Annotated in this window: 24 protein-coding genes; 14 read left to right on the top strand and 10 right to left on the bottom strand. The window is 59.0% G+C overall.

Annotation, left to right across the window (positions count from 1 at the left end):
- The 6 genes from NDJ82_RS07770 to dksA all read right to left on the bottom strand — a co-directional run bounded on the left by NDJ82_RS07770 (window position 1) and on the right by dksA (window position 8,142).
- Window positions 1–1,401 carry a polynucleotide adenylyltransferase PcnB gene (locus NDJ82_RS07770; RefSeq protein WP_099584806.1) on the bottom strand — a complete coding sequence of 467 codons (1,401 nt, stop codon included), beginning with the start codon at window positions 1,399–1,401 and terminating at the stop codon, window positions 1–3.
- 699 nt (window positions 1,402–2,100) lie between these two features.
- A complete protein-coding gene (locus NDJ82_RS07765) occupies window positions 2,101–3,528 on the bottom strand; it encodes a sigma-54-dependent transcriptional regulator (protein ID WP_099584807.1) in 1,428 nt (475 codons plus the stop codon).
- 22 nt (window positions 3,529–3,550) lie between these two features.
- The gene (locus NDJ82_RS07760) at window positions 3,551–6,505 is read right to left on the bottom strand and encodes a sensor histidine kinase (protein WP_160385051.1); all 2,955 of its coding nucleotides are present in this window, start codon (window positions 6,503–6,505) and stop codon (window positions 3,551–3,553) included.
- On the bottom strand, window positions 6,489–6,665 hold the full coding sequence (locus tag NDJ82_RS07755; protein WP_003176118.1) for a hypothetical protein: 177 nt from the start codon (window positions 6,663–6,665) through the stop codon (window positions 6,489–6,491). Before NDJ82_RS07755 ends, NDJ82_RS07760 begins: the two co-directional genes overlap by 17 nt.
- Before the next feature lie 62 nt (window positions 6,666–6,727).
- The gene (gene gluQRS / locus NDJ82_RS07750) at window positions 6,728–7,615 is read right to left on the bottom strand and encodes a tRNA glutamyl-Q(34) synthetase GluQRS (protein ID WP_250925253.1); all 888 of its coding nucleotides are present in this window, start codon (window positions 7,613–7,615) and stop codon (window positions 6,728–6,730) included.
- A gap of 83 nt (window positions 7,616–7,698) precedes the next feature.
- Window positions 7,699–8,142, bottom strand: coding sequence for an RNA polymerase-binding protein DksA (gene dksA, locus NDJ82_RS07745; protein WP_099584810.1), 444 nt, complete (start codon window positions 8,140–8,142; stop codon window positions 7,699–7,701).
- Window positions 8,143–8,460: 318 nt separating this feature from the next.
- Between dksA and NDJ82_RS07740 the strand changes: the two genes are divergently transcribed.
- Together NDJ82_RS07740 and sfsA are read left to right on the top strand one after the other, a co-directional pair.
- Window positions 8,461–9,633: a pyridoxal phosphate-dependent aminotransferase gene (locus NDJ82_RS07740; protein WP_112196754.1), complete on the top strand. Its 1,173-nt coding sequence runs from the start codon at window positions 8,461–8,463 to the stop codon at window positions 9,631–9,633.
- A complete protein-coding gene (sfsA, locus tag NDJ82_RS07735; RefSeq protein WP_250925252.1) occupies window positions 9,633–10,343 on the top strand; it encodes a DNA/RNA nuclease SfsA in 711 nt (236 codons plus the stop codon). The genes NDJ82_RS07740 and sfsA overlap by 1 nt, the downstream gene beginning before the upstream one ends.
- Here the strand turns inward: sfsA and NDJ82_RS07730 are convergent.
- Window positions 10,340–10,657 (bottom strand): Rieske (2Fe-2S) protein, encoded by a 318-nt coding sequence (locus NDJ82_RS07730; RefSeq protein ID WP_099584813.1) that lies wholly within the window; start codon window positions 10,655–10,657, stop codon window positions 10,340–10,342. The two genes, sfsA and NDJ82_RS07730, sit on opposite strands and share 4 nt — an antisense overlap.
- A 156-nt stretch (window positions 10,658–10,813) precedes the next feature.
- Between NDJ82_RS07730 and NDJ82_RS07725 the strand changes: the two genes are divergently transcribed.
- The 3 genes from NDJ82_RS07725 to NDJ82_RS07715 are packed head-to-tail and all read left to right on the top strand — an operon-like array spanning window position 10,814 to window position 13,493.
- A complete protein-coding gene (locus NDJ82_RS07725; protein ID WP_250925251.1) occupies window positions 10,814–11,692 on the top strand; it encodes a heme/hemin ABC transporter substrate-binding protein in 879 nt (292 codons plus the stop codon).
- Window positions 11,689–12,726, top strand: a complete 1,038-nt coding sequence (locus NDJ82_RS07720) for a FecCD family ABC transporter permease (RefSeq protein WP_250925250.1) — start codon at window positions 11,689–11,691, stop codon at window positions 12,724–12,726. Before NDJ82_RS07725 ends, NDJ82_RS07720 begins: the two co-directional genes overlap by 4 nt.
- A complete protein-coding gene (locus NDJ82_RS07715) occupies window positions 12,726–13,493 on the top strand; it encodes a heme ABC transporter ATP-binding protein (protein ID WP_250925249.1) in 768 nt (255 codons plus the stop codon). Before NDJ82_RS07720 ends, NDJ82_RS07715 begins: the two co-directional genes overlap by 1 nt.
- Window positions 13,494–13,737: 244 nt before the next feature.
- Here NDJ82_RS07715 and NDJ82_RS07710 read toward each other — a convergent pair whose 3' ends face one another.
- The 3 genes from NDJ82_RS07710 to NDJ82_RS07700 all read right to left on the bottom strand — a co-directional run bounded on the left by NDJ82_RS07710 (window position 13,738) and on the right by NDJ82_RS07700 (window position 16,208).
- On the bottom strand, window positions 13,738–14,010 hold the full coding sequence (locus NDJ82_RS07710) for a TfoX/Sxy family protein (RefSeq protein WP_032884753.1): 273 nt from the start codon (window positions 14,008–14,010) through the stop codon (window positions 13,738–13,740).
- Window positions 14,011–14,213: 203 nt separating this feature from the next.
- On the bottom strand, window positions 14,214–14,558 hold the full coding sequence (locus NDJ82_RS07705) for a pentapeptide repeat-containing protein (RefSeq protein ID WP_099584817.1): 345 nt from the start codon (window positions 14,556–14,558) through the stop codon (window positions 14,214–14,216).
- Window positions 14,559–14,651: 93 nt separating this feature from the next.
- A complete protein-coding gene (locus tag NDJ82_RS07700) occupies window positions 14,652–16,208 on the bottom strand; it encodes an AAA family ATPase (RefSeq protein ID WP_191947614.1) in 1,557 nt (518 codons plus the stop codon).
- Window positions 16,209–16,326: 118 nt separating this feature from the next.
- Here NDJ82_RS07700 and mrcB point away from each other — a divergent pair, with 118 nt between their 5' ends.
- The 9 genes from mrcB to msrQ all read left to right on the top strand — a co-directional run bounded on the left by mrcB (window position 16,327) and on the right by msrQ (window position 26,144).
- On the top strand, window positions 16,327–18,651 hold the full coding sequence (mrcB, locus tag NDJ82_RS07695; protein WP_099584819.1) for a penicillin-binding protein 1B: 2,325 nt from the start codon (window positions 16,327–16,329) through the stop codon (window positions 18,649–18,651).
- 16 nt (window positions 18,652–18,667) lie between these two features.
- A complete protein-coding gene (locus NDJ82_RS07690) occupies window positions 18,668–19,402 on the top strand; it encodes a tetratricopeptide repeat protein (protein ID WP_099584820.1) in 735 nt (244 codons plus the stop codon).
- The gene (locus NDJ82_RS07685; RefSeq protein WP_112196750.1) at window positions 19,402–19,731 is read left to right on the top strand and encodes a YqcC family protein; all 330 of its coding nucleotides are present in this window, start codon (window positions 19,402–19,404) and stop codon (window positions 19,729–19,731) included. Before NDJ82_RS07690 ends, NDJ82_RS07685 begins: the two co-directional genes overlap by 1 nt.
- A gap of 431 nt (window positions 19,732–20,162) precedes the next feature.
- Window positions 20,163–21,887 (top strand): acetolactate synthase 3 large subunit, encoded by a 1,725-nt coding sequence (locus tag NDJ82_RS07680; protein ID WP_112196999.1) that lies wholly within the window; start codon window positions 20,163–20,165, stop codon window positions 21,885–21,887.
- Between the two features lie 2 nt (window positions 21,888–21,889).
- Window positions 21,890–22,381 (top strand): acetolactate synthase small subunit, encoded by a 492-nt coding sequence (gene ilvN / locus NDJ82_RS07675; RefSeq protein ID WP_003176102.1) that lies wholly within the window; start codon window positions 21,890–21,892, stop codon window positions 22,379–22,381.
- A 47-nt stretch (window positions 22,382–22,428) separates the two neighbouring features.
- The gene (ilvC, locus tag NDJ82_RS07670) at window positions 22,429–23,445 is read left to right on the top strand and encodes a ketol-acid reductoisomerase (protein WP_099584822.1); all 1,017 of its coding nucleotides are present in this window, start codon (window positions 22,429–22,431) and stop codon (window positions 23,443–23,445) included.
- A 144-nt stretch (window positions 23,446–23,589) separates the two neighbouring features.
- Window positions 23,590–24,447: a CDP-diacylglycerol--serine O-phosphatidyltransferase gene (gene pssA, locus NDJ82_RS07665; protein WP_250925248.1), complete on the top strand. Its 858-nt coding sequence runs from the start codon at window positions 23,590–23,592 to the stop codon at window positions 24,445–24,447.
- Between the two features lie 63 nt (window positions 24,448–24,510).
- Window positions 24,511–25,524: a protein-methionine-sulfoxide reductase catalytic subunit MsrP gene (msrP, locus tag NDJ82_RS07660; RefSeq protein ID WP_191959303.1), complete on the top strand. Its 1,014-nt coding sequence runs from the start codon at window positions 24,511–24,513 to the stop codon at window positions 25,522–25,524.
- Window positions 25,524–26,144 carry a protein-methionine-sulfoxide reductase heme-binding subunit MsrQ gene (gene msrQ / locus NDJ82_RS07655; RefSeq protein ID WP_250925247.1) on the top strand — a complete coding sequence of 207 codons (621 nt, stop codon included), beginning with the start codon at window positions 25,524–25,526 and terminating at the stop codon, window positions 26,142–26,144. The genes msrP and msrQ overlap by 1 nt, the downstream gene beginning before the upstream one ends.
- Window positions 26,145–26,516: the final 372 nt, after the last annotated feature.

The following is a 26,516-nucleotide window of genomic DNA, read 5'->3' as shown; positions in this document are numbered from 1 at the left end:
TTATTCGCCTGCGGCGCCCGAGGCATCAGCGCTGCGTTTGCGCTTGCTGCCGCTGCGACGACGCTTTTTAGGTCCTTCGCCGACACCATCACCCTTGCTGCCGAGGTCGCGAATCATGTCGCGGCGCTGGCTGTCGTTGGCGTCCTGGTAGTCGGTCCACCATTCGCCCAGGCCATCGGTCTGCTCGCCGGCACTTTCGCGCAGCAGCAGGAAGTCATAGCCCGCCCGGAAGCGCGGGTTGTCCAGCAGCAGGTCGGCGCGCTTGCCGCTACGGCGGGGCAAGCGTTCCTGCATGTCCCAGATTTCGCGGATCGGCATGGTGAAGCGTTTCGGAATGGCGATACGCTGGCACTGTTCGGCAATCAACTCGTGGGCGGCTTCCTGCATCGCTGGAATCGGCGGCATGCCACGGTCCTGTAAACGCAGTACGCGTTTTGGCAGGGCTGGCCACAACAGGGCAGCAAACAGGAACGCCGGGGTGACCGGTTTGTTCTGCTTGATGCGCAGGTCGGTGTTGATCAAGGCTTCGCTGATCAGCGTGTGGGTATAAGTCGGGTTGTGTTCCAGTGCCTCGGCGCTGGCCGGGAACAGTGGGTCGAACAACTGCAGGTCCACGAGCATCTCAAAGGTGTCGGCGGCGTAGCCCGACAAGAACAGCTTGAGCACTTCTTCGAACAGGCGCGCGGACGGGATTTCCCGCAGCATCGGTGCCAAGTCGCGAATCGGCGCGGCAGTGTGTTTCTCGATGCCGAAGTTGAGCTTGGCGGCAAAACGCACGGCCCGCAGCATGCGCACCGGGTCTTCCTGGTAGCGCTGTGTCGGGTCGCCGATCAAGCGGATCAGGTTGTTACGGATATCGTGTACGCCATTGGCGTAATCGAGGATGCGCTCGCTGACCGGATCGTAATACAGGGCGTTGATGGTGAAGTCACGGCGTTGCGCGTCTTCTTCCAGGGTGCCGTAGACGTTGTCGCGCAGAATGCGCCCGCTCTCGTTGCGCGAAGACTGATTGGTGTCTTCCTCGTCATCGTTTTGCGGGTGACCGGCGCGGAAGGTCGCGACTTCGATGATTTCGCGACCGAAGTGGATATGCACCAACTTGAAACGCCGACCGATGATCCGCGCATTGCGAAACTCGGCGCGGACCTGCTCAGGCGTGGCGCTGGTGGCGACGTCGAAGTCCTTGGGCGTGATATTGAGCAGCATGTCGCGTACGCAGCCGCCCACCAGATAAGCCTGGTAGCCGGCGTTCTGCAAACGTTCGACGATGTTCACCGCATAACGGCTGAACTGAGCGCGCTGCAATGAATGCTGATTGCTGTTAAGCACTTCAGGCGTGCTGCGAATGTGTTGCGTACGACGCAAGGGAGAACGGAATGACTGGAACAACTTCTTCAGCATGGGATGCACTGTTTGAAGGAATGTTCGGCCATAACGAAGAATGACCGCATGATGGGCGGGGATTCTAGCATTTAGTCAGGGGATGGTGTAGGAACAAGCTACAGGCATTGCGCCATAAGCCTTTGAAACGTCAAATTCCAGAAACTACAAGGGGAGCCGAAGCTCCCCCAGAAGTAGTTGCGTGCTCTATTTTTATTATTGGTTTCGGGCTTTTTGTTTTTGTTGATCGCCCTCGCCATGAAGCTTCACCTTCATGACACTCCCAATCGGGAGTCAAGAGCAAACGGATTGCTTTGGTCGCTGTGTTGCTGATCTACGATCCAACCAGTTCAGGCTCTGCCTTAGGGCAGTTTTTGTTGTTCTCGGCCTGGTTGCGGGGCAAGCCCCAAATGCAACGCCTCTCCAAAAGAATCAGTTAGCTGCGCCTCCGCCGTGTTGTTTTTGTTATGCGTGAGTCGATTCGTCTTATTTTTATTGTCTTGTACAAAGCTTGTTATTGTTTTTGTACTAAGCATATAGCAGGGTGCGTGCCAACTTTTGCGAGGCCCAATAAAACCAGGGGTTTGAGGGGTTTTCGGGTTTTTGACGGACCAAAAAAAGCCGGGGCTCCGTTACCGTAAGCCCCGGCTTTTGTTACGCAAAAAATCAGCGGTAACAGTTTTTTCACATTACTGGGTGTTACCTGTAGGGGCGAACCCCTCAGCTTTCGCTGGCCACACCGGTCTTGCGGCGTGGAATACCCAGGCGCTGGCGCCGTTCCCACAGGCATTTGCGGCTCACGCCCAGTTTGCGTGCCAATTCGGTCTCGGTCATGTGGTCCTGATGCTCAAGGACGAAGTGCTGGAAGTAATCCTCCAGTGACAAATCCTCTGTCGGCTCATGGCTGGTATTGCTGGCGCCCTGTTGCGGGGCCAGACCCATGAAGTCGTCGTCTTCCAAGTCACTGAGCTCGATATCGATACCCAGCAGCTCGGCGGAAATTTCCGGGCTCTCCGACAGAATCACCGCACGTTCTACCGCATTCTCCAACTCACGTACGTTACCCGGCCACGAGTAATGTCGAATGGCCTGCTCGGCGTCCGGTGCAAACTTCAGGTCGGTACGGTTGATGCGTGCGCTCTGGCGCAGCAGGAACGCGCTGGCGATCTCGTTGACGTCGGCGCCGCGTTCACGCAGAGCCGGCAGCTTGAGTGCGATCACGTGCAGGCGGTAGTACAAGTCTTCACGGAACTGGCCGATCTTGGCGAGGCTCTTGAGGTCCCGGTGGGTCGCCGCGATCAGGCGCACATCGACCTTCTGGGATTGCACCGAACCCACCCGACGAATTTCACCTTCCTGCAGCACGCGCAGCAAGCGCGCTTGTGCTTCCAGTGGCAGCTCGCCGATTTCATCAAGGAACAGCGTGCCGCCGTCCGCCGCTTCCACCAGGCCCGCACGTCCGGCGCTGGCGCCAGTGAACGCGCCTTTTTCGTGGCCAAACAGTTCGGATTCGATCAGGGATTCGGGGATCGCCGCGCAGTTCACCGAGATCATCGGCGCCTTGGCGCGTTTGGACAGGTTGTGCAGGGCGCGGGCCACCAATTCCTTACCGGTGCCTGACTCGCCCTGGATCAATACATTGGAGTCGGTAGGCGCCACTTTGCGGATCTTGCTGTACAGGTCCTGCATCGGTGGGCAGGAGCCGATGATGCCAATCTCGCCGTTGCTGTTGTCGACACCCGGTTTTTCGGCAGCCTTGCCAGCGGGCCGTTGTTCGGCTGGCGCGCTGCTGGCCGACTGACGGTCACGCAGGATGCGCGCCACGGCCTGGAGCATTTCATCGTGGTCGAAGGGTTTGGCGATGTAATCCACCGCGCCCATCTTCATGGAGTCCACTGCCGAGCGCAGGCTGGCGTAGCTGGTCATGATCAGCACGGGCGTGCCCTGGCCAAGCTTGATCAGTTCGGTGCCCGGCGCGCCAGGCAGGCGCAGGTCACTGACAATCAGGTCGAACGTGGGAATGCTGAAACGCTCTTGGGCTTCCTGCACCGAGCCGGCTTCGCTGACTTGGTACTGGTTACGTTCAAGCAGGCGACGCAAGGCAGAGCGGATAATGGTTTCGTCTTCGACGATCAAAATGTGCGGCATTGATTCAATTCTCTCGACGGTCTCAGTTCACAGCGGACGTCGCTTCGACATGACGCGGCAAGGTCACCCGAATACGGGTACCGCGTTGGCTTTCGGTGTCAGCCGGGCTGTCGATGGTGATTTGTCCATAATGCTCTTCAACGATGGAATAGACCAGTGCAAGGCCCAGACCGGTACCTTCACCTGGATCCTTGGTGGTGAAGAAGGGTTCGAACAATCGGTCCATGATGTTCTGTGGAATGCCGCTACCTTCATCTTCGACGATCAGATCGACCGTGTGTTCGAAAGCCTCGGTCTTGACGCGTACTGCACCACCAGCCGGCGTTGCGTCGCGGGAGTTGGACAGCAGGTTGATCAGTACTTGGGCCAGGCGTTGTGAGTCGCCATCGACCCAATGATCGGGGTCGCACAGGTTGAAAAACTGTACTTCGAAATTGCGTCGGTTCAAGGCGAGCAGCCCAATGGCATCCTGCGCCACTTCGGCCAGACAGACGGCTTCGTCCTGATTCTGATGGGCGCCGGCATGGGCAAAGCTCATCAGCGACTGCACGATGCGTGACACGCGTTTGGTCTGTTCGAGGATTTGCCCGCTGATCTCGGTAATTTCGCCGTCTTCTTCGCGCTCTTCGCGCAGGTTTTGCGCGAGGCAGGCAATACCGGTGATCGGGTTGCCAATCTCGTGGGCCACACCCGCCGCCAGGCGCCCAATACTGGCCAGGCGCTCGGAGTGCACCAGTTTGTCTTCGAGCATCTGGGTTTCGGTCAGGTCTTCCACCAACAGCACCAGGCCGCTGTTACCGGGGGCGAGGGGTTCGTCGATGGCGGCTTTGTGCAGGTTGAGCCAGCGGGTCTGGCCATCCAGGGCCAGATGTTGCTTGTGCAAGTGTTCGTCGGGCAGGTTGATAAAACCCTGGAGCAACTCTTTCCATGGATCGCCGAGTGTATTCAGGCGCGAGCCGACGACGCGCTGGGCGGCGATACCGGTGAGTTCTTCCATGGCTTTGTTCCACATCAGGATCTCCTGATCCTTGGCCAGGGAGCACACGCCCATGGGCAACTCTTGCAGCGTCTGGCGATGGTAGCGGCGCAAGGCATCGAGCTCGGCGGCAAGGCCCGTGAGGCGTGAGTGGTAATCCTCCAGCCGGCTCTCGATGAAATGGATGTCTTCGGTAACGTAGTTTTCGCCGCCGGCCTTGTAGGGCAAAAAGGTCTCTACCATGTCCTGGGACACGCTGGGGCCCATCAGGCCGGACAGGTTGGCTTCGATGCGGTCGCGTAACCGGCGTAGCGCATACGGGCGCCGCTCGTCGAATGGCAGGTAGAGATCGCGCAGCGCCTGTTCAACTTCTTTTTGCGCGGCTTTGGCGCCCAGGGGCTTGGCCAGTTGAGTGGCGAACTCCTGGGGCGAGGCCGCATGCAGTTCGCGCCGTTGCGGGCGACGTACGTTATCCACCGCGCATGCTTCGGCGGCGCTGGTTTCTTCGGGGCTGGCGTTGGTGAACAGCGAGATCAGGGTGAACATCAGGACGTTGGCGGCCAACGAAGCAATCGCGGCCATGTGCCAACTGGTGTCGTCCAACACGTAAATCATGTTCAGCAGCGGGATGTAGAAACCCTGCAGGTTGCCGACCAGCGGCAACAGCATGGTGACGATCCACACCAGAATCCCGGCGAGCAGACCCGCGATAAAACCTCGGCGATTGGCCGTCGGCCAATACAGCACCGACAGCACGCCCGGCAGGAACTGCAAGGTGGCGACAAACGCGACGATACCCAGGTTGGCCAGGTCTTGCCCGGCGCCGAGTAACAGGTAAAAACAGTAACCGGCCATGATGATCGCGACGATCAGCGCGCGGCGCGTCCACTTCAGCCAGCGGTAGATATTACCTTCGGCCGGTGGCTGATAAAGCGGCAGCACCAGGTGATTGAGTGCCATGCCGGACAGGGCGAGGGTCGTGACGATGATCAACCCGCTGGCCGCCGACAAGCCGCCGACATAAGCGAGCAGCGCCAATGCCGGGCTATTGGCGGCAATGCCGATGCCGAGGGTGAAATATTCGGGGTTGGTGGTGGCGCCCAACTTGAGGCCGGCCCACAGGATCAACGGCACTGCCAGGCTCATCAGCAGCAGGAACAGCGGCAACCCCCAACTGGCGCTGACCAGCGAGCGCGGGTTGAGGTTTTCGGTAAAGGTCATGTGGTACATGTGCGGCATCACGATCGCCGAGGCGAAAAACACCAGCAGCAGCGTTCGCCATGGACCTTCCTGCAGCGGAGTGTGGAGGGCGGCGAGGGCGGTCTGGTTTTGCAGCAGCCACAGTTCCAGCTGTTGCGGGCCGTCGAACACGCCATACAGCGCATAGAGGCCGACGCCGCCGATGGCGATCAGCTTGATCACAGACTCGAAGGCAATCGCAAACACCAGGCCTTCATGTTTTTCGCGGGTGGCGATATGGCGTGAGCCGAAGAAGATCGTGAACAGTGAAATCAGCGCGCAGAACGCCAGGGCCACCCGATGCTGCACCGGCTCACGGGTGAGAATGCTGATGGAGTCAGCCACCGCTTGTATTTGCAGGGCCAGCAAGGGCAGCACACCGATCAGCATGAACACCGTGGTCAGGGCCCCGGCCCAGGTGCTGCGAAAGCGGAAGGCAAACAGGTCGGCCAGGGACGACAGCTGATAGGTGCGGGTGATTTTCAGGATCGGGTACAGCAATACCGGCGCCAGCAAAAACGCGCCGGACACGCCAAGGTAGCTGGAGAGAAAGCCGTAGCCGTACTGATAGGCCAGGCCCACGGTGCCATAGAAGGCCCAGGCACTGGCGTACACGCCGAGGGACAAAGTGTAGGTCAACGGATGGCGAATGATCGCCCGCGGAATCATTCCGCGCTCACTGATCCAGGCAACGCCGAACAGTGCGGCCAGGTAGGCGGCGCTGATCAGCAGCATCTGGGTGAGGCTAAAGCTCATCGGCATCTTTTTGGCTCTGCAGGATGAAGGTCACGACGATCAGGATCAGCCACAGCAGATAAGGGCGATACCAGGCGCCCGTGGCGTCGATCCACCAATCCATGATGGCGGGAGAAAACAGGTAGATCCCGACGACCAGCAGCAGGACCAATCGATAGATGTACATGTTGGCCTCTGATTAAAAAACTGCGGCGATGGTAACGGATGCTTGGCAAGCTGCAAGCGCCTTCAGCTCAATTGCGCTTCGGCCAGGGTGAGTGTGCGCGGGATCCGCGTGGGATCCCAGTGCCGTATGCCCCAATCCAGCAGTTCCCGCGGGCTGGCGTGAAGCAGTTCGCTGCCGGGTTGCTGGCCGAGGGCGCGCAGCGCTCTTACTAGCAAGGGCGTGGCCTGGTCGGGCGTCAACGGCGGCGAGCGGTAGGATTTGCCCAGTTTGTTACCGTCCGGCTGGACGATCAACGGCACATGCAGGTAGCGCGGTTGGCGCAGGCCTAGCAGTTCTTGCAGATACAGTTGGCGCGGCGTGGAGTCGAGTAAATCGGCGCCCCGCACGATATCGGTAACACCTTGCCAGGCGTCATCCAGGACCACGGCCAGTTGGTAGGCATAGAGGCCGTCGCGGCGACGGATGACAAAGTCGCCCGCTTCGCGCCCCAGGTGTTGTCGGAATTCGCCCTGTACACGGTCAGTAAAGTGATATGAAAGCTCAGGAACACGTAAGCGGATGGCGGCATCTTGCTGCTCGTGGCCGGCGTTGCGGCACAGGCCAGGGTAGATCCCGTTGTAGGGTTCCAGTTGTTTGCGCGAGCAGGTGCAGGCGTAGGCAAGGCCGTGGTTGAACATGTCGTTCAGCACTTTGGCGTAGGCCTCATGCCGCTCGCTTTGTCGGACCAGTTCACCGTCCCATTCAAAACCATAGCTTTCCAGGGCATGCAGGATCGCCGCCTGGGCACCGGGTTCTTCGCGGGGTGGGTCGAGGTCCTCCATGCGCATCAGCCAGCGGCCTTGGTTGGCGCGGGCATCAAGATAGGAGGCGAGGGCGGCGACCAGGGAGCCAAAGTGTAAATGGCCGCTGGGCGTGGGGGCGAAACGCCCGATATAGGTAGAGGCTGTCATGGGCCGGATACTACTGGAAATTCGGTAAACGCCAGAAACAAAAATGGGGCGTTCGCACGCCCCATCCGTTCAGACCGGCTGAATTATTTGCCGACCTGTTTTTCCTTGATCTCTGCCAGGTTCTTGCAGTCCACGCACATATCAGCGGTAGGACGGGCTTCGAGTCGGCGGATACCGATTTCGATGCCGCAGGAATCACACCAGCCGTATTCTTCGTCCTTGATCAACTGCAGCGTCTTGTCGATCTTCTTGATCAGCTTGCGCTCGCGATCGCGTGCGCGCAGTTCGAGGGCGAACTCTTCTTCCTGGCTGGCACGGTCGGCCGGGTCAGGGAAATTGGCTGCTTCGTCCTTCATGTGGTCAACGGTACGGTCGACCTCCTGCATCAAGTCCTGTTTCCACTTGTTCAGGATCTTGGTGAAGTGCTCGCGCATGGGCTCGCCCATGTACTCCTCGCCCTTTTTTTCTACATAGGGTTCGAAGCCGCCGAGGCCTTGAGTCTGCTGTTGCTTTGCTTGGGTGGACATGACTAGACCGCCTCTCACTCTTCTAATCCATTGCGCAGGATTGCAACGTCACCGACACCTGCCGGCCCTGCGGCTGCAAGCGGGCGAACTTACCAGATAGATTCGGGGTGCGCCACTCCCGGTTGTCGAGCCTGTCGCGTCGGGGTTGCAAACTGTAGCGGCCCGTCGTGACTGGGTATGTTTTGGCTCGAATGTTGATTTTAGTCGTTTTGTGCGCGCTTGCTGTGGCCGCTTGGGTGGCCAGGCAGGCAATAGAACATGTTTTACCGCGCGGGTTCGGTAGAATCCTGATTTTGTCCTCACCGTTAAGGAAGGCTAATGGCCCAGCCCTACAGTGCGCGCAGTCGCGCCATCGAACCTTTTCATGTCATGGCGTTGCTGGCGCGGGCCAATGAGCTGCAGGCCGCCGGCCACGATGTCATCCATCTGGAGATTGGCGAGCCGGATTTCACCACGGCGGAACCGATCATCCAGGCCGGTCAGGCGGCGCTCGCCAATGGCAAGACGCGCTACACCGCAGCCCGTGGCCTGCCGCAATTGCGTGAAGCCATCAGCGGTTTCTACCAGCAGCGGTACGGCTTGAGTGTAGATCCCGAGCGTATTCTGATCACTCCAGGAGGCTCCGGTGCGTTGTTGCTGGCCAGCAGCCTGCTGGTGGATCCGGGCAAGCATTGGTTGTTGGCAGATCCGGGCTATCCATGTAACCGGCACTTCCTGCGACTGGTTGAGGGCGCCGCGCAACTGGTGCCGGTAGGGCCTGAAGTGCGCTATCAACTGACCGCCGACCTGGTGGCCAAGCATTGGGATCAGGACAGCGTAGGTGCATTGGTTGCCTCCCCGGCGAATCCCACCGGCACGATCCTCACTCGCGAGGAGTTGGCCGGGCTTTCCGGCGCAATCAAGGCGCGCGACGGCCATCTGGTAGTCGATGAGATCTATCACGGCCTTACCTACGGCACCGACGCGGCCAGCGTGCTGGAAGTCGACGACGACGCCTTCGTGCTGAATAGTTTTTCGAAGTATTTCGGCATGACCGGCTGGCGCCTGGGTTGGCTGGTGGCCCCGCCCGCTGCGGTGAGTGAGTTGGAGAAGTTGGCGCAAAACCTTTATATCAGCGCGCCAAGCATGGCCCAGTATGCGGCGCTGGCGTGCTTTACCCCGCAAACCTTGAGCATCCTCGAAGAGCGCCGCGCCGAATTCGGCCGTCGCCGCGACTTCTTGCTGCCCGCCCTGCGCGAGTTGGGTTTTGGCATCGCCGTCGAGCCGGAGGGGGCGTTCTATTTGTACGCCGATATCAGTGCGTTCGGCGGGGATGCCTTCGCGTTTTGCCGGCATTTCCTCGAAACCGAGCATGTCGCATTCACACCGGGTCTGGATTTTGGTCGTTATCAAGCCGGCCATCATGTGCGTTTTGCCTACACGCAAAACCTTGATCGACTACAGGAGGCGGTGGAGCGCATCGCCCGTGGCTTGCGGAGCTGGCAAGGCTGATGCGTTTTCATCCTCCCCTCGAAGAAGGCCGACTGATTCGCCGCTACAAGCGTTTTCTCACCGATATCGAGACCGTTACCGGCGAGTTGTTGACCATTCACTGCCCGAACACCGGTTCGATGCTCAATTGCATGGTTGAAGGTGGCCAGGTCTGGTTCAGCCGTTCCACCGACCCCAAGCGTAAGCTGCCCGGCACTTGGGAAATCGCCGAAACGCCCCAGGGCCGCCTGGCGTGCGTTAACACGGCGCGCGCCAATCAGTTGGTCGAGGAGGCGTTACGCGCTGGCGTGATCACGGAGCTCAATGGCTTTACCGCACTCAAGCGCGAAGTGCCTTACGGACAGGAGAAAAGCCGGATCGATTTTCGCCTGGAGTACCCCGATGGCGCCGCCTACGTCGAAGTCAAAAGTGTCACCCTGGGTTTCGATGACACCCGTGTTGCTGCTTTCCCTGACGCGGTGACCCAGCGTGGCGCCAAGCATCTGCGGGAGTTGGCCTACCTGGCGCGTGAAGGTGTGCGAGCGGTGCAGTTGTATTGCGTCAACCTCTCGGGAATTGACGCCGTGCGCCCAGCCCTGGAAATCGATGCCGCCTATGGTGTTGCCTTGCGCGAAGCTAAAGCGGCCGGAGTGGAAGTATTGGCATATGGCGTGCGCGTGACGGCCGAGGAGGTATGCGTGGATCGCCGGTTGGACGTGCTGCTCGACTAGAGGTCCACCCACAGGCCCTGTTCGTCTTCGCGGCCGCGCAGGGCTTCGAGGCTTTTACCGGCGCAGGGGCCGGCAATGCACTCACCGCTCTCGATCAGGAACAGGGCGCCGTGGGTGGCGCATTGGATCAGGCTGGCACTGTCATCGAGGAACTGGTCGGGCCGCCATTCGAGCGGGATGCCGCGATGGGGGCAGCGGTTGATATAGAAGTAGGCAATGCCGTCCCGGCGTACGGCCAACAATTTGCAACCATCGATTTCAAAACCGAGGCTGCTGTCTGGCGCGAGGGTCTTGGAGGGGCAGAGAAACTTCATTTCAATCCTTAAGTGCCTTGACGTTCAAATGCAAACAATTATCAAATGCCGGCTTCGCCCATTAGCTGACTGGGTGCTCAGTTCGATGCCCGGCAGGGATTACCTGTCACATCAACGAGTGCTCGAAAGGCCCTGCCCTCGGAAGGAAACCCTGTTATGCGCCTGAGTGCCAGCGCTATTGCGCTTGTTGTCGGACTGCTGGTCAACCCTGGGGCGCACGCCTCGGAACAGCCACAACGCTGGGTGAGTGCCGGTGGGGCGCTGTCGGAATGGGTGACGGCTCTGGGCGGTGAACCGAAGTTGGTTGGCGTGGATACCACCAGTCAGCATCCTGAGTCGCTCAAGTCGTTGCCCAGTATTGGCTATCAGCGGCAATTGTCGGCCGAGGGCATTCTCAGCCTGCGCCCTCAAGTGCTGGTGGGCACAGAAGAGATGGGGCCGCCGCCGGTACTTGCGCAGATTCGCAGCGCGGGCGTCCAGGTTGAAATGTTCTCGGCGCAGCCGGATCTGGCGACTTTGAAAGGCAATCTTCAGCACCTGGGAAAATTGCTGGGAGAAGAGGCCAAGGCCAACGAATTATTTACCGGGTACGAGCAGGCGCTTGATCAGCAGAAAAGCTCGCTCGCCAAGGCCCAGGCCTCGCAAAAGGCCCCTGGCGTTTTGCTGTTGGTTGGTCACGCCGGCGGCAAGCCGCTGATTGCCGGCAAGGGCACGGCGGGGGATTGGATGGTGCAGCAGGCGGGCGGGCACAACCTGGCCACCCATACGGGTTACAAACCGTTTTCGGTGGAGTCGCTGGCAGGGCTGAGCCCGGATGTACTGGTGTTCGCTGATCGTGCCCTCACGGGGGATGCAGCCCGTGCGGCCCTATTCAAAGAAAATCCGATCCTCGCTTCGACGCCGGCGGCCAAAAGCGGGCGGGTGTTTGAGCTGGACCCGACACTGCTGGTGGGCGGGCTCGGGCCGCGTCTGCCGCAAAGCCTGGCGAAGTTGTCTGCCGGGTTTTATCCGTCCCAGGCTAAACCGGCCCCATGACCGCACTGGTCAAGCCCAAAACCCTGTTTATCGGGCTGACGCTGTTGTGCGTATTGGCGATCTGGCTCTCTTTGGCGCTGGGGCCGGTGAGTCTGCCATTGCTGGATACGCTCAAGGCCGCCTTGCGTTTGGTGGGCGTGCCGATTGAGGCGCAGGGGCTGGAGCAGGCCGAGCTTATCCTGGGGCAGATTCGGTTGCCGCGTACCTTGCTGGGCTTGGCGGTGGGTGGCGTGTTGGCATTGTCGGGCGTGGCCATGCAAGGGTTGTTTCGCAACCCGCTGGCCGATCCTGGGTTGGTGGGGGTGTCCAGTGGTGCGGCGCTCGGAGCGGCCGTCGCCATCGTCGGAGGTTCGTTTTTTGGTGGCTTGCCGGATGCGTTCGGGCCGTACCTGCTGTCGCTGTGTGCATTCCTTGGTGGGTTGGGAGTGACTGCGCTGGTCTATCGACTGGGGCGGCGCAACGGCCAGACGAATGTGGCGACGATGCTGCTCGCCGGCATTGCTCTCACTGCGCTGGCTGGCTCGGCTGTGGGCCTGTTCACTTATTTGGCGGACGACGCAACGTTGCGCACGCTGGCGTTCTGGAACCTGGGCAGCCTCAACGGTGCGAGCTATTCGCGGCTGTGGCCGTTGTTGCTGGTGAGTGCGGGGGTGGCGCTGTGGTTGCCGCGCCGGGCCAAGGCGTTGAATGCGCTGTTGCTGGGTGAGTCCGAGGCCAGTCACTTGGGTATCGATGTTGAAACGCTCAAACGCGAATTGGTGTTCTGTACCGCATTGGGTGTCGGTGCTGCGGTGGCTGCAGCGGGCATGATTGGTTTTGTGGGGCTGGTGGTGCCGCATCTGGTCAGATTGCTGGCAGGGCCTGATCACCGCGTGTTACTGCCGGCTTCAATCTTGGCGGGCGCGAGTCTGCTGCTGTTTGCCGACTTGGTTGCACGGCTGGCCTTGGCGCCAGCAGAGTTGCCGATCGGCATAGTGACTGCGTTCATTGGTGCGCCATTTTTTCTTTACCTGTTGCTGCGGGGGCGTGCCTGATGTTGCGTGTTGAAGACCTGCAGGTCCGCCGCGGTCGCAAAACCGTGCTGGCGGATGTCACTCTGGACCTGCTGCCAGGCGAAGTGCTTGGCGTGCTGGGGCCCAATGGCGCCGGCAAGAGTACTTTGCTGGGGGCATTGTGCGGTGAGTTACACCCCGATCAAGGCAGGGTATGGCTGGGCCAGCAGGCGTTGAAAGACTGGACCGGGTCGCAGCGCGCCCAGCGTCTGGCGGTGTTGCCACAAAGCTCGACCCTGGATTTCGCCTTTCGCGTCGAAGAGGTCGTCGGCATGGGCCGTCTGCCCCACCAGACTGGACGTGTGCGCGATGACGAAATCATCAACGCAGCCTTGCAGGCCGCGGACGTCGCACACTTGAGTGGCCGCTGTTACCTGGCATTGTCCGGTGGCGAGCGCCAGCGCGTGCACCTGGCCCGGGTGCTGGCGCAGCTATGGCCGGGTGAAGCGGGGCAGACGTTGCTGCTGGATGAGCCGACGTCGATGCTTGATCCCCTGCATCAGCACACGACATTGCAGGCCATCCGTACCTTTGCCGATCGGGGCGCGGCCGTGTTGGTGATCCTCCACGACCTGAACCTGGCGGCGCGTTACTGTGATCGTATTCTGCTGCTGGAGGAGGGGCGCCCCCACGCTTTGGACACGCCGGTGAAGGTGCTGCGGCCTGAGCCGCTCAAGGCTGTATTTGGTCTGGATGTGTTGGTACAGCCACACCCGGAGCGTGGGCATCCGCTGATCATTGCGCGCTGAAGTCTGCTTTCTTGCAGGCAAAAAAAGACCCGGCAAGAGCCGGGTCAAATAACCGTGATTAGCCTGATGAGGAGATAATCTGAGAGTCCGAACCAATGGTCTTTCAGTTATCGGCTGATCTCGCGATCAGTTGTGATAATCATAACGATTCTCATTTGAGAGTCAATACTAGTTTTTGGTCGATCTTCCGTTTTTCTCAAACGGTCGTTCGAAACCTGCGTAAACATTGGGTCTTCTGGTCGATCTAATTCTTTTGCCGCGTTGAAATGGCATCCAGTTGGCGGTTCAACGCTTCCTTGCGCTCAACGGGAATATCGTTCCAGTGCACGTCCATCAGCGCCCCCTCGATCGCATACAGCAAAACCTTCGATGCGCGGAAGCCGCGGGTCCTGACTGCGCGATACGCATCGACTGCGCCCAGGCGCCGCAAGTCGGACGCGCTGTGGATGCCCACCGCATGCAGCCACTGCGCTGACGTCTTGCCAAGGTTTTTCAGGTGTTGCAGCTCATCGTTCATCAAGCCTCCTTGCGACGGCCGAAGGGTGCGGTGGGTATTCGTGACCAGGCAAGCCTGAACAGGAGTGTAGCGTTCAGTAGGAAAAGCGTGGTTCTTTGGTCCGAAACGGCCCAAACGCTTATAAGAATGGCGCGGGGATTTTGACAGCGGGCAGGCATGAGCAGCCCGCTACGCGTTGCGCGTAGTCGGGCTTGGGGCGCGTGTTACTTAGTGCGGTAGCGCAGGCGCGTGCCGAAATTGACCGACATGAGGATCTCGTCAGCGGTCAATTCAGGTGGGAAGTAGGTGCCCGAAATCTGCGCATGGGCCAGGCTGGCGCCTTCCAGCGAGCAGTCGCGTAAATCCAGGCCGCGCAAGTCGGCGGAGCGGAAGTATGCGTCGGTAAAGTCGACGCCAGTGGCGTTCAATTCACGCAAGTCCAGCCCACGGAAGTCACCACCGCGCATGTCGATAGCGCCGTCTTTCGGACGCTCCTGGTTGAAGCCGCGAATATCGTCTTTATGCAGGAGCGAGTAGAGCGGGGTATCAAGAAGCTTGGGCTGAGTCATGACGGCGAACTCCTGTTGGATTTATGACGCCATTATAGTGCCACTATTGCTCGGTCGTGCGCCCAAGTAGACGACACGACCAAGAAATTTTTCTTACAGGCCTGGCAAGCGCTGGCGAATCTGTGCAACTACCGCGTCGAGGGTCCCGCTTTGATTAGTCTCCACGCGTTTGCTCAGCAACAGCTCTTCAGCTGTAAGTGGGTCACGGTTTGCCTGCTGGGCTTCGATAACGGCCAGGGTCGCGTCGGATGGATCGTTTTTGTCTGTCTGACGTTGCGCCAGCCAGCTGCTGATAACGGCCTGGGGTGCGTTGCAATCCAGAATCAGGAAGGGCGCACCGGTAGCTTCGGCAACCTGGGCGGCGGTTTCACGTTGTTCGCGTTTCAGGAAGGTGGCATCCAGCACCACCGGGAAGCCGGCGCGCAGCACGGTATCCGCGATGTCGTTCAAGCGAGCGTAGGTTTTGGCACTGGCATCGGACGCATAAATGCCGGCCTGTGGCGTGTTCTCCACGTGCTGCTCGCCGAACAGGCGCTTGCGCTCCACATCCGAGCGCACGCGTACGGCACCGAGCGCCTCTACCAGACGCATGGATACGTGGCTTTTGCCCACAGCCGAGACACCGTGGGTAATCGCCAGAAAACGTGACGGAATGGTGCTGTAGCTTTCTGCCAGGTTGGCGTAGTTGCGGTACTGGCGCAGTGTTGTGGCACGTTGTACCGGGCTTGCTTCGCTCGGCATGCTGAATAACGACACCTTGGCACGCACCAGGGCGCGATAGGCTTTATAGAAGTTCAGCACTTCAAGGCCCTGATAGTCGCCGGTCAGCTCCAGGTACTGGCTGATGAAGCGGCGGGCCAGGGACTTGAGGCCTCGGTCTTCCAGGTCCATGGCCAGGAAGCCGGTGTCGGCGTACACGTCGGTGAAGCGAAACGGCTCGTTGAACTCGATGCAGTCGAAAATCACCACTTGGCCATCAATCAAGGTGGCATTACCGAGGTGGATGTCACCGTGGCACTCGCGGGTGAAGCCATCGAGCTTGCGCTGTGCTAGCAGCGGCTTGAGGCGGTCGAAACTGCTTTCGGCCCAGGCTTGCAGGGCTTCCAGTTGAATCAGGTCGGCCTTGTCGCTCAAAAACGGACGGATTTGGTCGAAGTTCTGCCGTACCGGTGCCATCACTTCGTCGGGAGTGCCGGCTGGGTGGGTTTGTGGCACTTTCGGCGCGGTGAGATGGAAGTGTGCGATCTGCTTGGCCATTTCATCAATGTGCGCGGCAGTCAGTTCGCCATTGGCCTGCAGGGTGCTGAGCAGTTGGCTTTGCGGGAACTGGCGCATCTTCAGTGCATATTCGATCACCGGGCCGTCGCCGCCCAATTGGGGGGCTTCGGCGGTGCCGGTAATCGGCAGCACATCCAGATACAAATCGTCCGTCAGGCGCTGGTTCAGGCGCAGCTCTTCATTGCAGAAGTGCCCGCGCTTTTCCAGGTCGGTGAAGTCCAGAAAGCCGAAGTTCATCGGTTTCTTCAATTTGTAAGCGAAAGGGCCGGTCAATACGACCCATGAAATATGAGTCTCGATGACTTGGAACGCTTCGACCGGATGAGGGTACAAAGCCGGGTTTTGCAGGGCGGCGATCAGTGACTGGCTCACGGGCGATCCTTCAGAGTCTGGGGGAAATCATGGCGCGCATTATGGCTGCTACGGACGGTCGTGCAAACCGCTGTCCGGCTCATGTTGATCATCAATAAAGTGCGTATAATCCGCCGCCATGACTCGATCCCGATCTCCCCGTTCCCGTAAAAAACCTCCTTCCCGCGGCCTGCGTCCGTGGCTTGGCTGGGCGCTCAAGCTCGGCCTTGTAGGCCTTGTGGTGCTCGCCGGCTTCGCGGTGTACCTCGACGCAGTGGTCCAGGAGAAGTTCTCCGGCAAGCGCTGGACCATCCCGGCCAAGGTGTATGCACGCCCGCTGGAACTGTTCAGCGGACAGAAGCTGAGCAAGGATGACTTCCTCACCGAACTTGACGCCCTCGGCTACCGCCGCGAACCCGTGAGCAATGGCCCGGGTGCGGCCGCCGTCAGCGGTAACACGGTCGACCTGAATACCCGTGGCTTCCAGTTCTATGAAGGTCTGGAAAAAGCCCAGCCGGTGCGCGTGCGCTTTTCCGGTGACTACGTGGCCGAGCTGTCCTCCCTCAACGGCTCGAAATTGCCGGTGGTCCGCCTTGAACCGTTGATGATCGGCGGGATTTACCCGAAGAACCTTGAAGATCGCATCCTGATCAAGCTTGATCAGGTGCCGCCTTACCTGCTGGAAACCCTGGTTGCGGTAGAGGATCGCGACTTTTATAGCCACTGGGGTGTGTCGCCGAAGTCGATTGCCCGTGCGGTTTGGGTAAATACGTCCGGCGGCAGGATGACCCAGGGCGGCAGTACGCTGACCCAGCAGTTGGTGAAGAACTTCTACCTCACCAACGAGCGCAGCCTGACCCGTAAGCTCACCGAAGCGATGATGGCGATGCTGCTTGAGCTGCACTACAGCAAGCAGGAAATCCTTGAGGCGTACCTCAACGAAGTCTTCGTCGGCCAGGACGGCCAGCGCGCGGTGCACGGCTTCGGTCTGGCCAGCCAGTTCTTCTTCGGTCAGCCGCTGTCCGAATTGAAGCTGCATCAAGTGGCGTTGTTGGTGGGCATGGTCAAAGGGCCTTCCTACTACAACCCGCGTCGCAATCCGGAGCGTGCGCTGGAGCGCCGTAACCTGGTGCTGGATGTGCTTGAACAGCAAGGCGTGGCCACGGCTGAACAAGTAGCCGCAGCGAAGAAAATGCCACTGGGTGTGACAACCCGCGGCAAGTTGGCGGACAGTTCATTCCCCGGCTTTATCGATCTGGTTAAACGCCAACTGCGTGAAGACTACCGCGACGAAGACTTGACCGAAGAAGGCCTGCGAATCTTCACCAGTTTTGATCCGATTCTGCAGATGAAGGCCGAAGCGTCTGTCAGCGACACTTTCAAGCGTCTGACGGGGCGTAAAGGTTCCGATGAAGTAGAAGCCGCCATGGTGGTGACGAACCCGGAAACCGGTGAAGTTCAAGCCATGATCGGCAGTCGTCAGGCGAGTTTTGCCGGATTCAATCGCGCGCTGGATGCTGTGCGGCCGATCGGTTCGCTGGTCAAGCCTGCGGTCTACCTTACCGCGTTGGAAAAACCGAGCAAGTACACCCTGACCAGTTGGCTGTCGGACGATCCGCTATCCGTCAAAGGCGGCGACGGCCAGGTGTGGACACCACAGAACTTCGATCGCCGCTCTCACGGCACGGTGTTCCTGTATCAGGGCTTGGCACATTCCTACAACATCTCCACCTCTCGGCTTGGCCTGGAAGTGGGCGTGCCGAATGTGCTCAAGACGCTGGCGCGACTGGGTATAACCCGCGAATTCCCCGCGTTCCCATCGATCCTGCTGGGTGCTGGTGCCATGACGCCGATGGAAGTCGCGACCATGTACCAGACCCTCGCCAACGGTGGCTTCAACACCCCGATGCGCGGGATCCGCAGTGTGCTGACGGCCGAGGGCGAGCCGCTCAAGCGCTACCCGTTCCAGATCCAGCAGCGTTTCGATGCGGGCTCGATCTACCTGATCCAGAACGCCATGCAGCGCGTGATGCGTGAAGGTACCGGTAGCTCGGTCTACAAGGTGCTGCCGTCCAATCTGACACTGGCGGGCAAGACCGGTACCAGTAACGATTCGCGCGACAGTTGGTTTGCAGGTTTCGGTCAGGATGTACTGGCCGTGGTGTGGTTGGGCCGTGACGACAATGGCAAGACGCCGTTTACCGGTGCTACCGGTGCATTGCAGGTCTGGACCAGTTTTATGCGCAAGGCCGATCCGTTGCCATTGAACATGCCGCAGCCGGATAACATCGTGCAGGCCTGGATTGATCCACATACCGGCCAGGGCTCCGATGCCAATTGTCCGGGCGCAGTCCAGATGCCGTATATTCGCGGCAGCGAACCACCACCCGGTGCTGCGTGCGGTGGCGGTGCCCCTGCGGACGCGGAATCGGTGATGGATTGGGTCAAGGGCTGGATGAATTAAGCAAAGAGGGTTTCAAGTGAACAAGTGGTTGATTCCAGCTATTACAACATTGGCTTTGCTCAGCGGTTGCTCCAGCGTGCAGCGCGGCTCCATCCCCGTGGTGGATTCGAGCACAGCCGTCTCCAATAACGACCGGATCTCGGCCAATGGCGGTTTCCGCCAGACCGTGACCAATCGTCCGGCGCAGGCCAAGCCTCAGGCCGTGCCGCAGGATTCGGGCGTGGTGGTGATGGTGCCGGGCGGCGGCGCGGCTACGTCTGCCCCGATCAGCGCTGAGCCATGGACGCCTGGTCCAAGCACCTCTGGGCCGATCGACTCCACGCCGATTCAGGCTGCGCCGATCAACCAGGGCACCTACAACATGCCGTCGACGCCAAGTGGCATTCCATCCTCCTCCAACTCGGGCGGCTTGTCGGCTGACGAACAGTTGGATGGCCCAGTGTTGGCCTTGCTGACTACGGCTCAGCAACAACAGGCCGGTGGCGACCTGAACGGTGCGTCATCGAGCCTTGAGCGTGCGCAACGCGTTGCACCGCGTGAACCACAAGTGCTGTATCGCCTGGCGCAGGTGCGCATGGCCCAGGGCGATGCGCCGCAAGCCGAGCAGTTCGCCCGCCGTGGCCTCACGATGGCCAGCGGTCGTCCTGATCTGCAAGCCAGCCTGTGGGCGTTGATCGGAGATGCGCGTGCCGCACAAGGTGATGCCGCGGGTGCCGCCCAGGCCCGTCAAAAAGCCAAGGTCAGCCTCTGATGGATGTACGGTTTCCTGCGATTGCCGAGCAGTTATTGCTCATCGAGCGCGAATTGCGCATTCAGGGCTGGTGGGATGAGGTCTCCCCCGGCGTCGAGGCGCTTAGCAGCGTTGAGCCGTTTTCGGTGGATACCCTGGACTTTCACCAGTGGCTGCAATGGATCTTCCTGGCGCGCATGAAGCAGATCCTCGAACAGGACCTGCCGTTGCCCAGCGCATCGGGGATCCTGGAAATGGCCGAGATGGTCTATGCCGATCGGCCGCGAGAAAGCGTTGGCTTGCGTAATGCGCTGAAAAAGTTCGATCAATTGATCGTCGACGCTCGTTAATTGCCTGACTGCCGGGTTTTCCGGCAGTCTTGCGCATATTTCTACCGCTTGACGACATTCAGGCGAGTTTTATCCCTCCTCAAAGCCCTTTCTTCTGCGTTCTCATGCGCTTAGTTGGAAAAAAGCGCAATTATTGCTTGACTTGAACGGCCTGAAACAGAAGAATCCAAAGTCCGCTGTATCGGGACTGCCAGAAGCAGGCCCGCTCAGCAGATCATGAGGCGCACATCCGCGCCGACCTGTTACACCCGCAACGCGTTACCTCGCGCTGGGTGGGAAAAGCCCGCAACACTTGGGACGATCCCAATACTTGCTCAGTCAGTGCTGACGTAGTCGGCGACCACCGTCGCTCATGCTCTGTTGAGAAGTAAACCTATTAAGACCCGTCGGTTTTCAACGGACGGTATTCTGGCGTTTTAGAGGTGAACAACGTGGAGCTTTTATCTGGCGGTGAGATGCTCGTCCGCTTTTTGCGTGACGAAGGCGTCGACTATATCTACGGGTACCCAGGTGGTGCTCTGCTGCATGTTTACGACGCACTGTTCAAGGAACCGGCTGTTACCCACATCCTGGTTCGCCACGAACAGGCCGCGACCCATATGGCTGACGGTTATGCCCGTGCCACCGGTAAAGCCGGCGTGGTACTGGTAACGTCCGGCCCAGGCGCAACGAATGCCATTACTGGCATTGCGACTGCCTATATGGACTCCATCCCGATGGTGATCATCTCTGGCCAGGTGCCTAGCACCATGGTCGGTACCGACGCGTTCCAGGAAACCGACATGATCGGTATCTCCCGGCCGATCGTGAAACACAGCTTCATGATCAAGCACGCCTCGGAAATTCCGGAAGTCATGAAAAAGGCCTTCTACCTCGCGCAGTCCGGTCGCCCGGGGCCTGTCGTGGTCGATATCCCGAAAGACATGACCAACCCGGCTGAAAAATTCGAATACGTCTTCCCGAAAAAAGCCAAGCTGCGCTCCTACAGCCCGGCCGTTCGTGGGCACTCGGGGCAAATCCGCAAGGCGGCAGAAATGCTCCTGGCGGCCAAGCGCCCGGTGCTGTACTCGGGTGGCGGCGTGATCCTGGGTGGCGGTTCTGCACCGTTGACCGAATTGGCCAAGCTGCTCAACCTGCCGGTCACCAATACCCTGATGGGCCTCGGCGCCTTCCCGGGTACGGACCGTCAGTTCGTCGGCATGCTCGGCATGCACGGCAGCTACACCGCCAACCTGGCCATGCACCATGCTGACGTGATTCTGGCTGTGGGTGCACGTTTTGATGACCGCGTGATCAACGGCGCGAGCAAGTTCTGCCCGAATGCCAAGATCATCCACATCGACATCGATCCGGCATCCATCTCCAAGACCATCAAGGCCGACGTGCCGATTGTGGGGCCTGTGGAAAGCGTATTGACCGAAATGGTCGCTGCGCTCAAGGACATCGGCGAGACGCCTAACAAAGAATCCGTTGCCAGTTGGTGGAAGCAGATCGACGAATGGCGTGGCGATCGCGGCCTGTTCCCTTATGACAAGGGCGACGGCAGCATCATCAAGCCACAAACCGTGATCGAAACCCTGTGCGAAGTGACCAAGGGCGACGCCTTTGTGACCTCCGACGTGGGTCAGCACCAGATGTTCGCGGCGCAGTACTACAAGTTCGACAAGCCTAACCGCTGGATCAACTCCGGTGGCCTGGGCACGATGGGCTTCGGCTTCCCGGCGGCCATGGGTGTGAAACTGAGCTTCCCGGACACCGACGTGGCGTGCGTCACCGGTGAAGGCAGCATTCAGATGAACATCCAGGAGCTGTCGACGTGCCTGCAGTACGGTCTTCCGGTGAAGATCGTCTGCTTGAACAACGGCGTACTGGGCATGGTTCGTCAGTGGCAGGACATGAGCTACGGTAGCCGTCACTCCCATTCCTACATGGAATCGTTGCCGGATTTCATCAAGTTGGTTGAAGCCTATGGCCATGTCGGCATTCGCATCACCGATCTGAAAGATCTCAAGCCGAAGATGGAAGAGGCGTTCGCCATGAAGGACCGTCTGGTGTTCATCGATATCAAGGTGGATACCAGCGAGCACGTCTACCCGATGCAGATCAAAGACGGCTCGATGCGCGACATGTGGCTGAACAAGACGGAGCGTACTTAATCATGCGGCACATTATCTCCCTGCTTCTGGAGAACGAACCCGGCGCTCTGTCTCGTGTTGTCGGCCTGTTTTCGCAACGCAACTACAACATCGAAAGCCTGACCGTGGCCCCGACCGAAGACCCGACACTGTCGCGCCTGACGTTGACTACCGTGGGCCACGATGAGGTGATCGAGCAGATCACCAAGAACCTCAACAAGCTGATCGAAGTGGTCAAGCTGGTCGACCTGTCGGAAAGTGCCCACATCGAGCGCGAGCTGATGCTGGTCAAGGTCAAGGCCACCGGTGCCCAACGTGCCGAGATCAAACGCACCACCGACATCTATCGCGGGCAGATCGTGGATGTAAGCGCCAGCGTTTATACCGTGCAACTGACCGGTACAAGCGACAAGCTGGACAGCTTCATCCAGTCGATCGGGACGGCCTCGATTCTGGAAACGGTACGCAGTGGTGTCACCGGGATTGCCCGTGGCGACAAAGTACTCAGCATCTAACCCAAATTAGTGAATGGCCTTACGGCCTGGATATATAGAGGAACCTCATGAAAGTTTATTACGAAAAAGATTGTGACCTGTCGATCATCCAGGGCAAGAAAGTCGCCATCATCGGCTACGGCTCCCAGGGTCACGCGCAAGCTTGCAACCTGAAAGACTCTGGCGTTGACGTGACCGTTGGCTTGCGCAAAGGCTCGGCCACTGTTGCCAAGGCAGAAGCCCACGGCCTGAAAGTGACTGATGTTGCTTCCGCTGTTGCTGCTGCCGACCTGGTCATGATCCTGACCCCGGACGAGTTCCAGTCCGCGCTGTACAAGAACGAAATCGAACCGAACATCAAGAAGGGCGCCACCCTGGCCTTCTCCCACGGTTTCGCGATTCACTACAACCAGGTTGTGCCACGCGCTGACCTGGACGTGATCATGATCGCGCCGAAAGCACCGGGCCACACCGTGCGTTCCGAGTTCGTCAAAGGCGGCGGTATCCCTGACCTGATCGCGATCTACCAGGACGCGTCGGGCAATGCCAAGAACGTTGCACTTTCCTACGCTGCTGGCGTGGGTGGCGGTCGTACCGGCATCATCGAAACCACCTTCAAGGACGAGACTGAAACCGACCTGTTCGGCGAACAAGCCGTTCTGTGCGGCGGTACCGTTGAGCTGGTGAAAGCCGGTTTCGAAACCCTGGTTGAAGCTGGCTATGCGCCGGAAATGGCCTACTTCGAATGTCTGCACGAACTGAAGCTGATCGTTGACCTCATGTACGAAGGCGGTATCGCCAACATGAACTACTCGATCTCCAACAACGCTGAGTACGGCGAGTACGTGACAGGCCCGGAAGTTATCAACGCCGAGTCCCGTCAGGCTATGCGCAACGCCCTGAAACGTATTCAGGACGGCGAATACGCCAAAATGTTCATCACCGAAGGCGCTACCGGCTACCCTTCGATGACCGCCAAGCGTCGTAATAACGCCGCTCACGGTATCGAAGTCATCGGCGAGCAACTGCGCTCCATGATGCCGTGGATCGGTGCCAACAAGATCGTCGACAAAGCCAAAAACTAAGTCGTACGCATCAAGAGAAAACGCGGCTTAGGCCGCGTTTTTTCGTTTGGGGGCGGGTTCTGGTATAAAGCTGCATCGTTTGCGGGCGAACACTCGCCGCAAGTATTGGTCGAACTTTTTTCACACCGTTGCAAGGTAAAGTCCATGAGCGAACGTCCCGACGAGCCTAACCAGGCTCCTGACGCCGAAAGCCTGCTACCGATCGATGAGCATGTCGAAGAGGGGCATGACGCGGAAGGCCGTAAGGTCCGGCACCGTGGCATCTATCTGCTGCCCAATCTGTTTACCACGGCGAACCTGTTTGCCGGTTTCTATTCCATCATCAACTCCATGAGCGCCCAGAGTGCGCTGGCGGCAGGTGATGCCGCGAATGCCAGCAAGTACTTCGGTTTTGCGGCTATCGCCATTTTCGTGGCCATGGTGCTCGACGGTCTGGATGGTCGTGTTGCACGTATGACCAACACCCAAAGTGCCTTCGGTGCCGAGTACGACTCGCTGTCGGACATGGTCGCGTTTGGGGTGGCTCCGGCATTGTTGGCATTTGCCTGGGCGCTGGGTGACATGGGCAAGGTTGGCTGGATGGTGGCCTTCATCTATGTTGCGGGCGCCGCGTTGCGTCTGGCGCGTTTCAATACCCAGGTAGGTACTGCCGACAAGCGCTACTTCATCGGGCTGGCCAGTCCGGCAGCAGCGGGTGTCGTGGCGGGTATCGTCTGGGCATTCAGTGACTACGGCATCCAGGGTTCGAAGATGTCGTTCCTGGTGGCGTTGATGGTGGCAGCGGCCGGTATGCTGATGGTCAGCAATATCAAGTACAACAGCTTCAAGGAGCTTGACCTCAAGGGGCGCGTACCTTTTGTGGCGATCCTGGCAGTGGTGCTGGTATTTGCCGTGGTCTTCAGCGATCCGCCGCGGATTCTGCTGTTGGCCTTCCTGGCCTACGCTGCTTCCGGGCCGGTTCAGTACTTGCTGCATATGCGTCGGGACAAAACATTGCCTTAATGTAATTTCCCCCATACTCCGCAGTCTATTGGTGTATCAGTCCTCCAATGCTGCGGAGTTGCCATGTTAATCAAATTGCCTAAAGCGTCCGATTGCCACGAGTCGGACGTCACCCCTGAATCTTTCTACCTCTCTCGCCGCAGCTTGCTCGGTGGTGCGCTTGCCGGTATCGCCGCCAGTAGCTTGCCACGCTGGGCCAGTGCGGATGAGGCTGCGCGTTATGCCGATGTTGAGCCGGGGAAGGCGCCGGGCTGGTTTGCTGACAAGCTGCCAGGCACGAAATGGCAGGCGGTGACGGTTGCAGGTGAAGCTATCACCCCGTTCAAGGACGCAACCCACTACAACAACTTTTATGAGTTTGGCACTGACAAGGGCGATCCTGCGAAGAATGCGGGTTCGCTCAAGACCGAATCCTGGAGTGTTGTGATTGATGGTGAGGTTGCCAAGCCGGGGCGTTATGCCCTGGAAGACTTCATGAAGCCCTATCAGTTGGAAGAGCGGATCTACCGGCTGCGCTGTGTCGAGGCGTGGTCGATGGTCATACCGTGGATGGGCTTTCCGATCTCTGCCTTGCTCAAGCAAGTTGAGCCGACCTCCAAGGCTAAGTACATTCGTTTTGAAACCCTCCAGGACCCCAAGAGTATGCCTGGTCAGCGTTCGAGTTTTGGCTTGATCGACTGGCCTTATGTAGAGGGGTTGCGCCTGGATGAGGCGATGAACCCTTTGGCGATTCTTGCCGTTGGCATGTATGGGCGCGAGTTGCCCAATCAGAATGGTGCACCGTTACGTCTGGTCGTGCCTTGGAAGTACGGTTTCAAGAGTGTGAAGTCCATCGTGCGGATCAGCCTTGTGAGTGAGCAGCCGAAAACCACCTGGCAGAGCATTGCTGCGGACGAGTATGGGTTTTATGCGAATGTGAACCCTACCGTGGACCATCCACGTTGGACCCAGGCACGGGAGCGTCGTTTGCCAAGTGGTCTATTCAGTCCGAATGTGCGTGAGACGCAGATGTTCAATGGCTACTCGGAAGAGGTTGCTTCTTTATATGCTGGCCTCGATCTGCGGAAGAACTACTGATGCGTTATCCCGTCTGGCGTATCGGCGTTTTTATAGCGGCGGCAGTGTGGCCGTTGATATGGCTATATGAAGCGTGGAGTTTTGCCTTGGGTCCAGATCCGGGAAAGGTGCTGGTTGATCGGCTGGGGTTGGGCACGTTGATCCTGCTGCTGATCACGCTGGGGATGACGCCGCTGCAAAAGTTGAGCGGCTGGGCGGGGTGGATAGCGGTGCGCCGGCAGCTTGGGTTGTGGTGCTTTGCTTATGTGGTGCTGCATCTGGCGGCCTATTGTGTATTTGTTCTGGGCCTTGATTGGTCGCAGCTTGGAGTTGAGCTACGTAAGCGGCCTTACATTATTGTGGGTACGTTGGGTTTCTTGTCATTGTTGATGTTGGCGGTGACGTCTAATCGCTATAGCCAGCGTCGACTGGGAAATCGTTGGAAGAAGCTGCATCGCTTGGTCTATGTGATTCTTGGGCTTGGGCTGCTGCATATGTTGTGGATCGTGCGGGCTGACCTGAAGGAGTGGGCAGTCTATGCATCTATAGGTGCGCTGCTGCTGGCATTGCGTATACCTGCGGTAATGCGCCGAATCCCTAGGCTTATTACGAAAAAAGCACCTTCTGCAGAAAAAACGTAATTAATGCTTGACCGAAAATTCTGGAAGCCTATAATTCGCCCCACTTCCGGCGCAGTCGAAACGGAAAACTCCTTGATAAACAATGAGTTACGCAGTTTTCGGCAGCAGGTTGCTTCGGTTCATCGAAGCCAAAAGGAAGTTGAAAAAGAGGTGTTGACAGCAGCGTGTAACGCTGTAGAATTTGCCTCCCGCTGATGAGAGATCTGAAGCGCAAGTGGTTGAAGTTGTTAAGGATTCCTTGAAAACTTCTGAAAATAATCACTTGACAGCAAATGAGGCTGCTGTAGAATGCGCGCCTCGGTTGAGACGAAAGATCTTAACCAACCGCTCTTTAACAACTGAATCAAGCAATTCGTGTGGGTGCTTGTGGAG

It is taken from the genome of Pseudomonas sp. SR18 (assembly GCF_023701505.1).
Classification (GTDB): domain Bacteria; phylum Pseudomonadota; class Gammaproteobacteria; order Pseudomonadales; family Pseudomonadaceae; genus Aquipseudomonas; species Aquipseudomonas cyclaminis.
The sequence above is the reverse complement of the archived record's forward strand: the minus strand, read 5'-3'. Positions and strand labels throughout refer to the sequence as shown.

Bases quoted from the DNA above. Each gene is read 5' to 3' on its own strand.
- NDJ82_RS07760 (WP_160385051.1), bottom strand. From the start codon at position 6,505: ATGCCGATGAGCTTTAGCCTCACCCAGATGCTGCTGATCAGCGCCGCC.
- NDJ82_RS07685 (WP_112196750.1), top strand. From the start codon at position 19,402: ATGGATGTACGGTTTCCTGCGATTGCCGAGCAGTTATTGCTCATCGAG.
- msrP (WP_191959303.1), top strand. From the start codon at position 24,511: ATGTTAATCAAATTGCCTAAAGCGTCCGATTGCCACGAGTCGGACGTC.
- NDJ82_RS07705 (WP_099584817.1), bottom strand. From the start codon at position 14,558: ATGACTCAGCCCAAGCTTCTTGATACCCCGCTCTACTCGCTCCTGCAT.
- NDJ82_RS07770 (WP_099584806.1), bottom strand. From the start codon at position 1,401: ATGCTGAAGAAGTTGTTCCAGTCATTCCGTTCTCCCTTGCGTCGTACG.
- ilvC (WP_099584822.1), top strand. From the start codon at position 22,429: ATGAAAGTTTATTACGAAAAAGATTGTGACCTGTCGATCATCCAGGGC.
- NDJ82_RS07730 (WP_099584813.1), bottom strand. From the start codon at position 10,657: ATGAAGTTTCTCTGCCCCTCCAAGACCCTCGCGCCAGACAGCAGCCTC.
- gluQRS (WP_250925253.1), bottom strand. From the start codon at position 7,615: ATGACAGCCTCTACCTATATCGGGCGTTTCGCCCCCACGCCCAGCGGC.
- NDJ82_RS07765 (WP_099584807.1), bottom strand. From the start codon at position 3,528: ATGCCGCACATTTTGATCGTCGAAGACGAAACCATTATCCGCTCTGCC.
- mrcB (WP_099584819.1), top strand. From the start codon at position 16,327: ATGACTCGATCCCGATCTCCCCGTTCCCGTAAAAAACCTCCTTCCCGC.
- NDJ82_RS07740 (WP_112196754.1), top strand. From the start codon at position 8,461: ATGGCCCAGCCCTACAGTGCGCGCAGTCGCGCCATCGAACCTTTTCAT.
- NDJ82_RS07755 (WP_003176118.1), bottom strand. From the start codon at position 6,665: ATGTACATCTATCGATTGGTCCTGCTGCTGGTCGTCGGGATCTACCTG.
- dksA (WP_099584810.1), bottom strand. From the start codon at position 8,142: ATGTCCACCCAAGCAAAGCAACAGCAGACTCAAGGCCTCGGCGGCTTC.
- ilvN (WP_003176102.1), top strand. From the start codon at position 21,890: ATGCGGCACATTATCTCCCTGCTTCTGGAGAACGAACCCGGCGCTCTG.
- pssA (WP_250925248.1), top strand. From the start codon at position 23,590: ATGAGCGAACGTCCCGACGAGCCTAACCAGGCTCCTGACGCCGAAAGC.
- sfsA (WP_250925252.1), top strand. From the start codon at position 9,633: ATGCGTTTTCATCCTCCCCTCGAAGAAGGCCGACTGATTCGCCGCTAC.
- msrQ (WP_250925247.1), top strand. From the start codon at position 25,524: ATGCGTTATCCCGTCTGGCGTATCGGCGTTTTTATAGCGGCGGCAGTG.
- NDJ82_RS07710 (WP_032884753.1), bottom strand. From the start codon at position 14,010: ATGAACGATGAGCTGCAACACCTGAAAAACCTTGGCAAGACGTCAGCG.
- NDJ82_RS07725 (WP_250925251.1), top strand. From the start codon at position 10,814: ATGCGCCTGAGTGCCAGCGCTATTGCGCTTGTTGTCGGACTGCTGGTC.
- NDJ82_RS07715 (WP_250925249.1), top strand. From the start codon at position 12,726: ATGTTGCGTGTTGAAGACCTGCAGGTCCGCCGCGGTCGCAAAACCGTG.
- NDJ82_RS07720 (WP_250925250.1), top strand. From the start codon at position 11,689: ATGACCGCACTGGTCAAGCCCAAAACCCTGTTTATCGGGCTGACGCTG.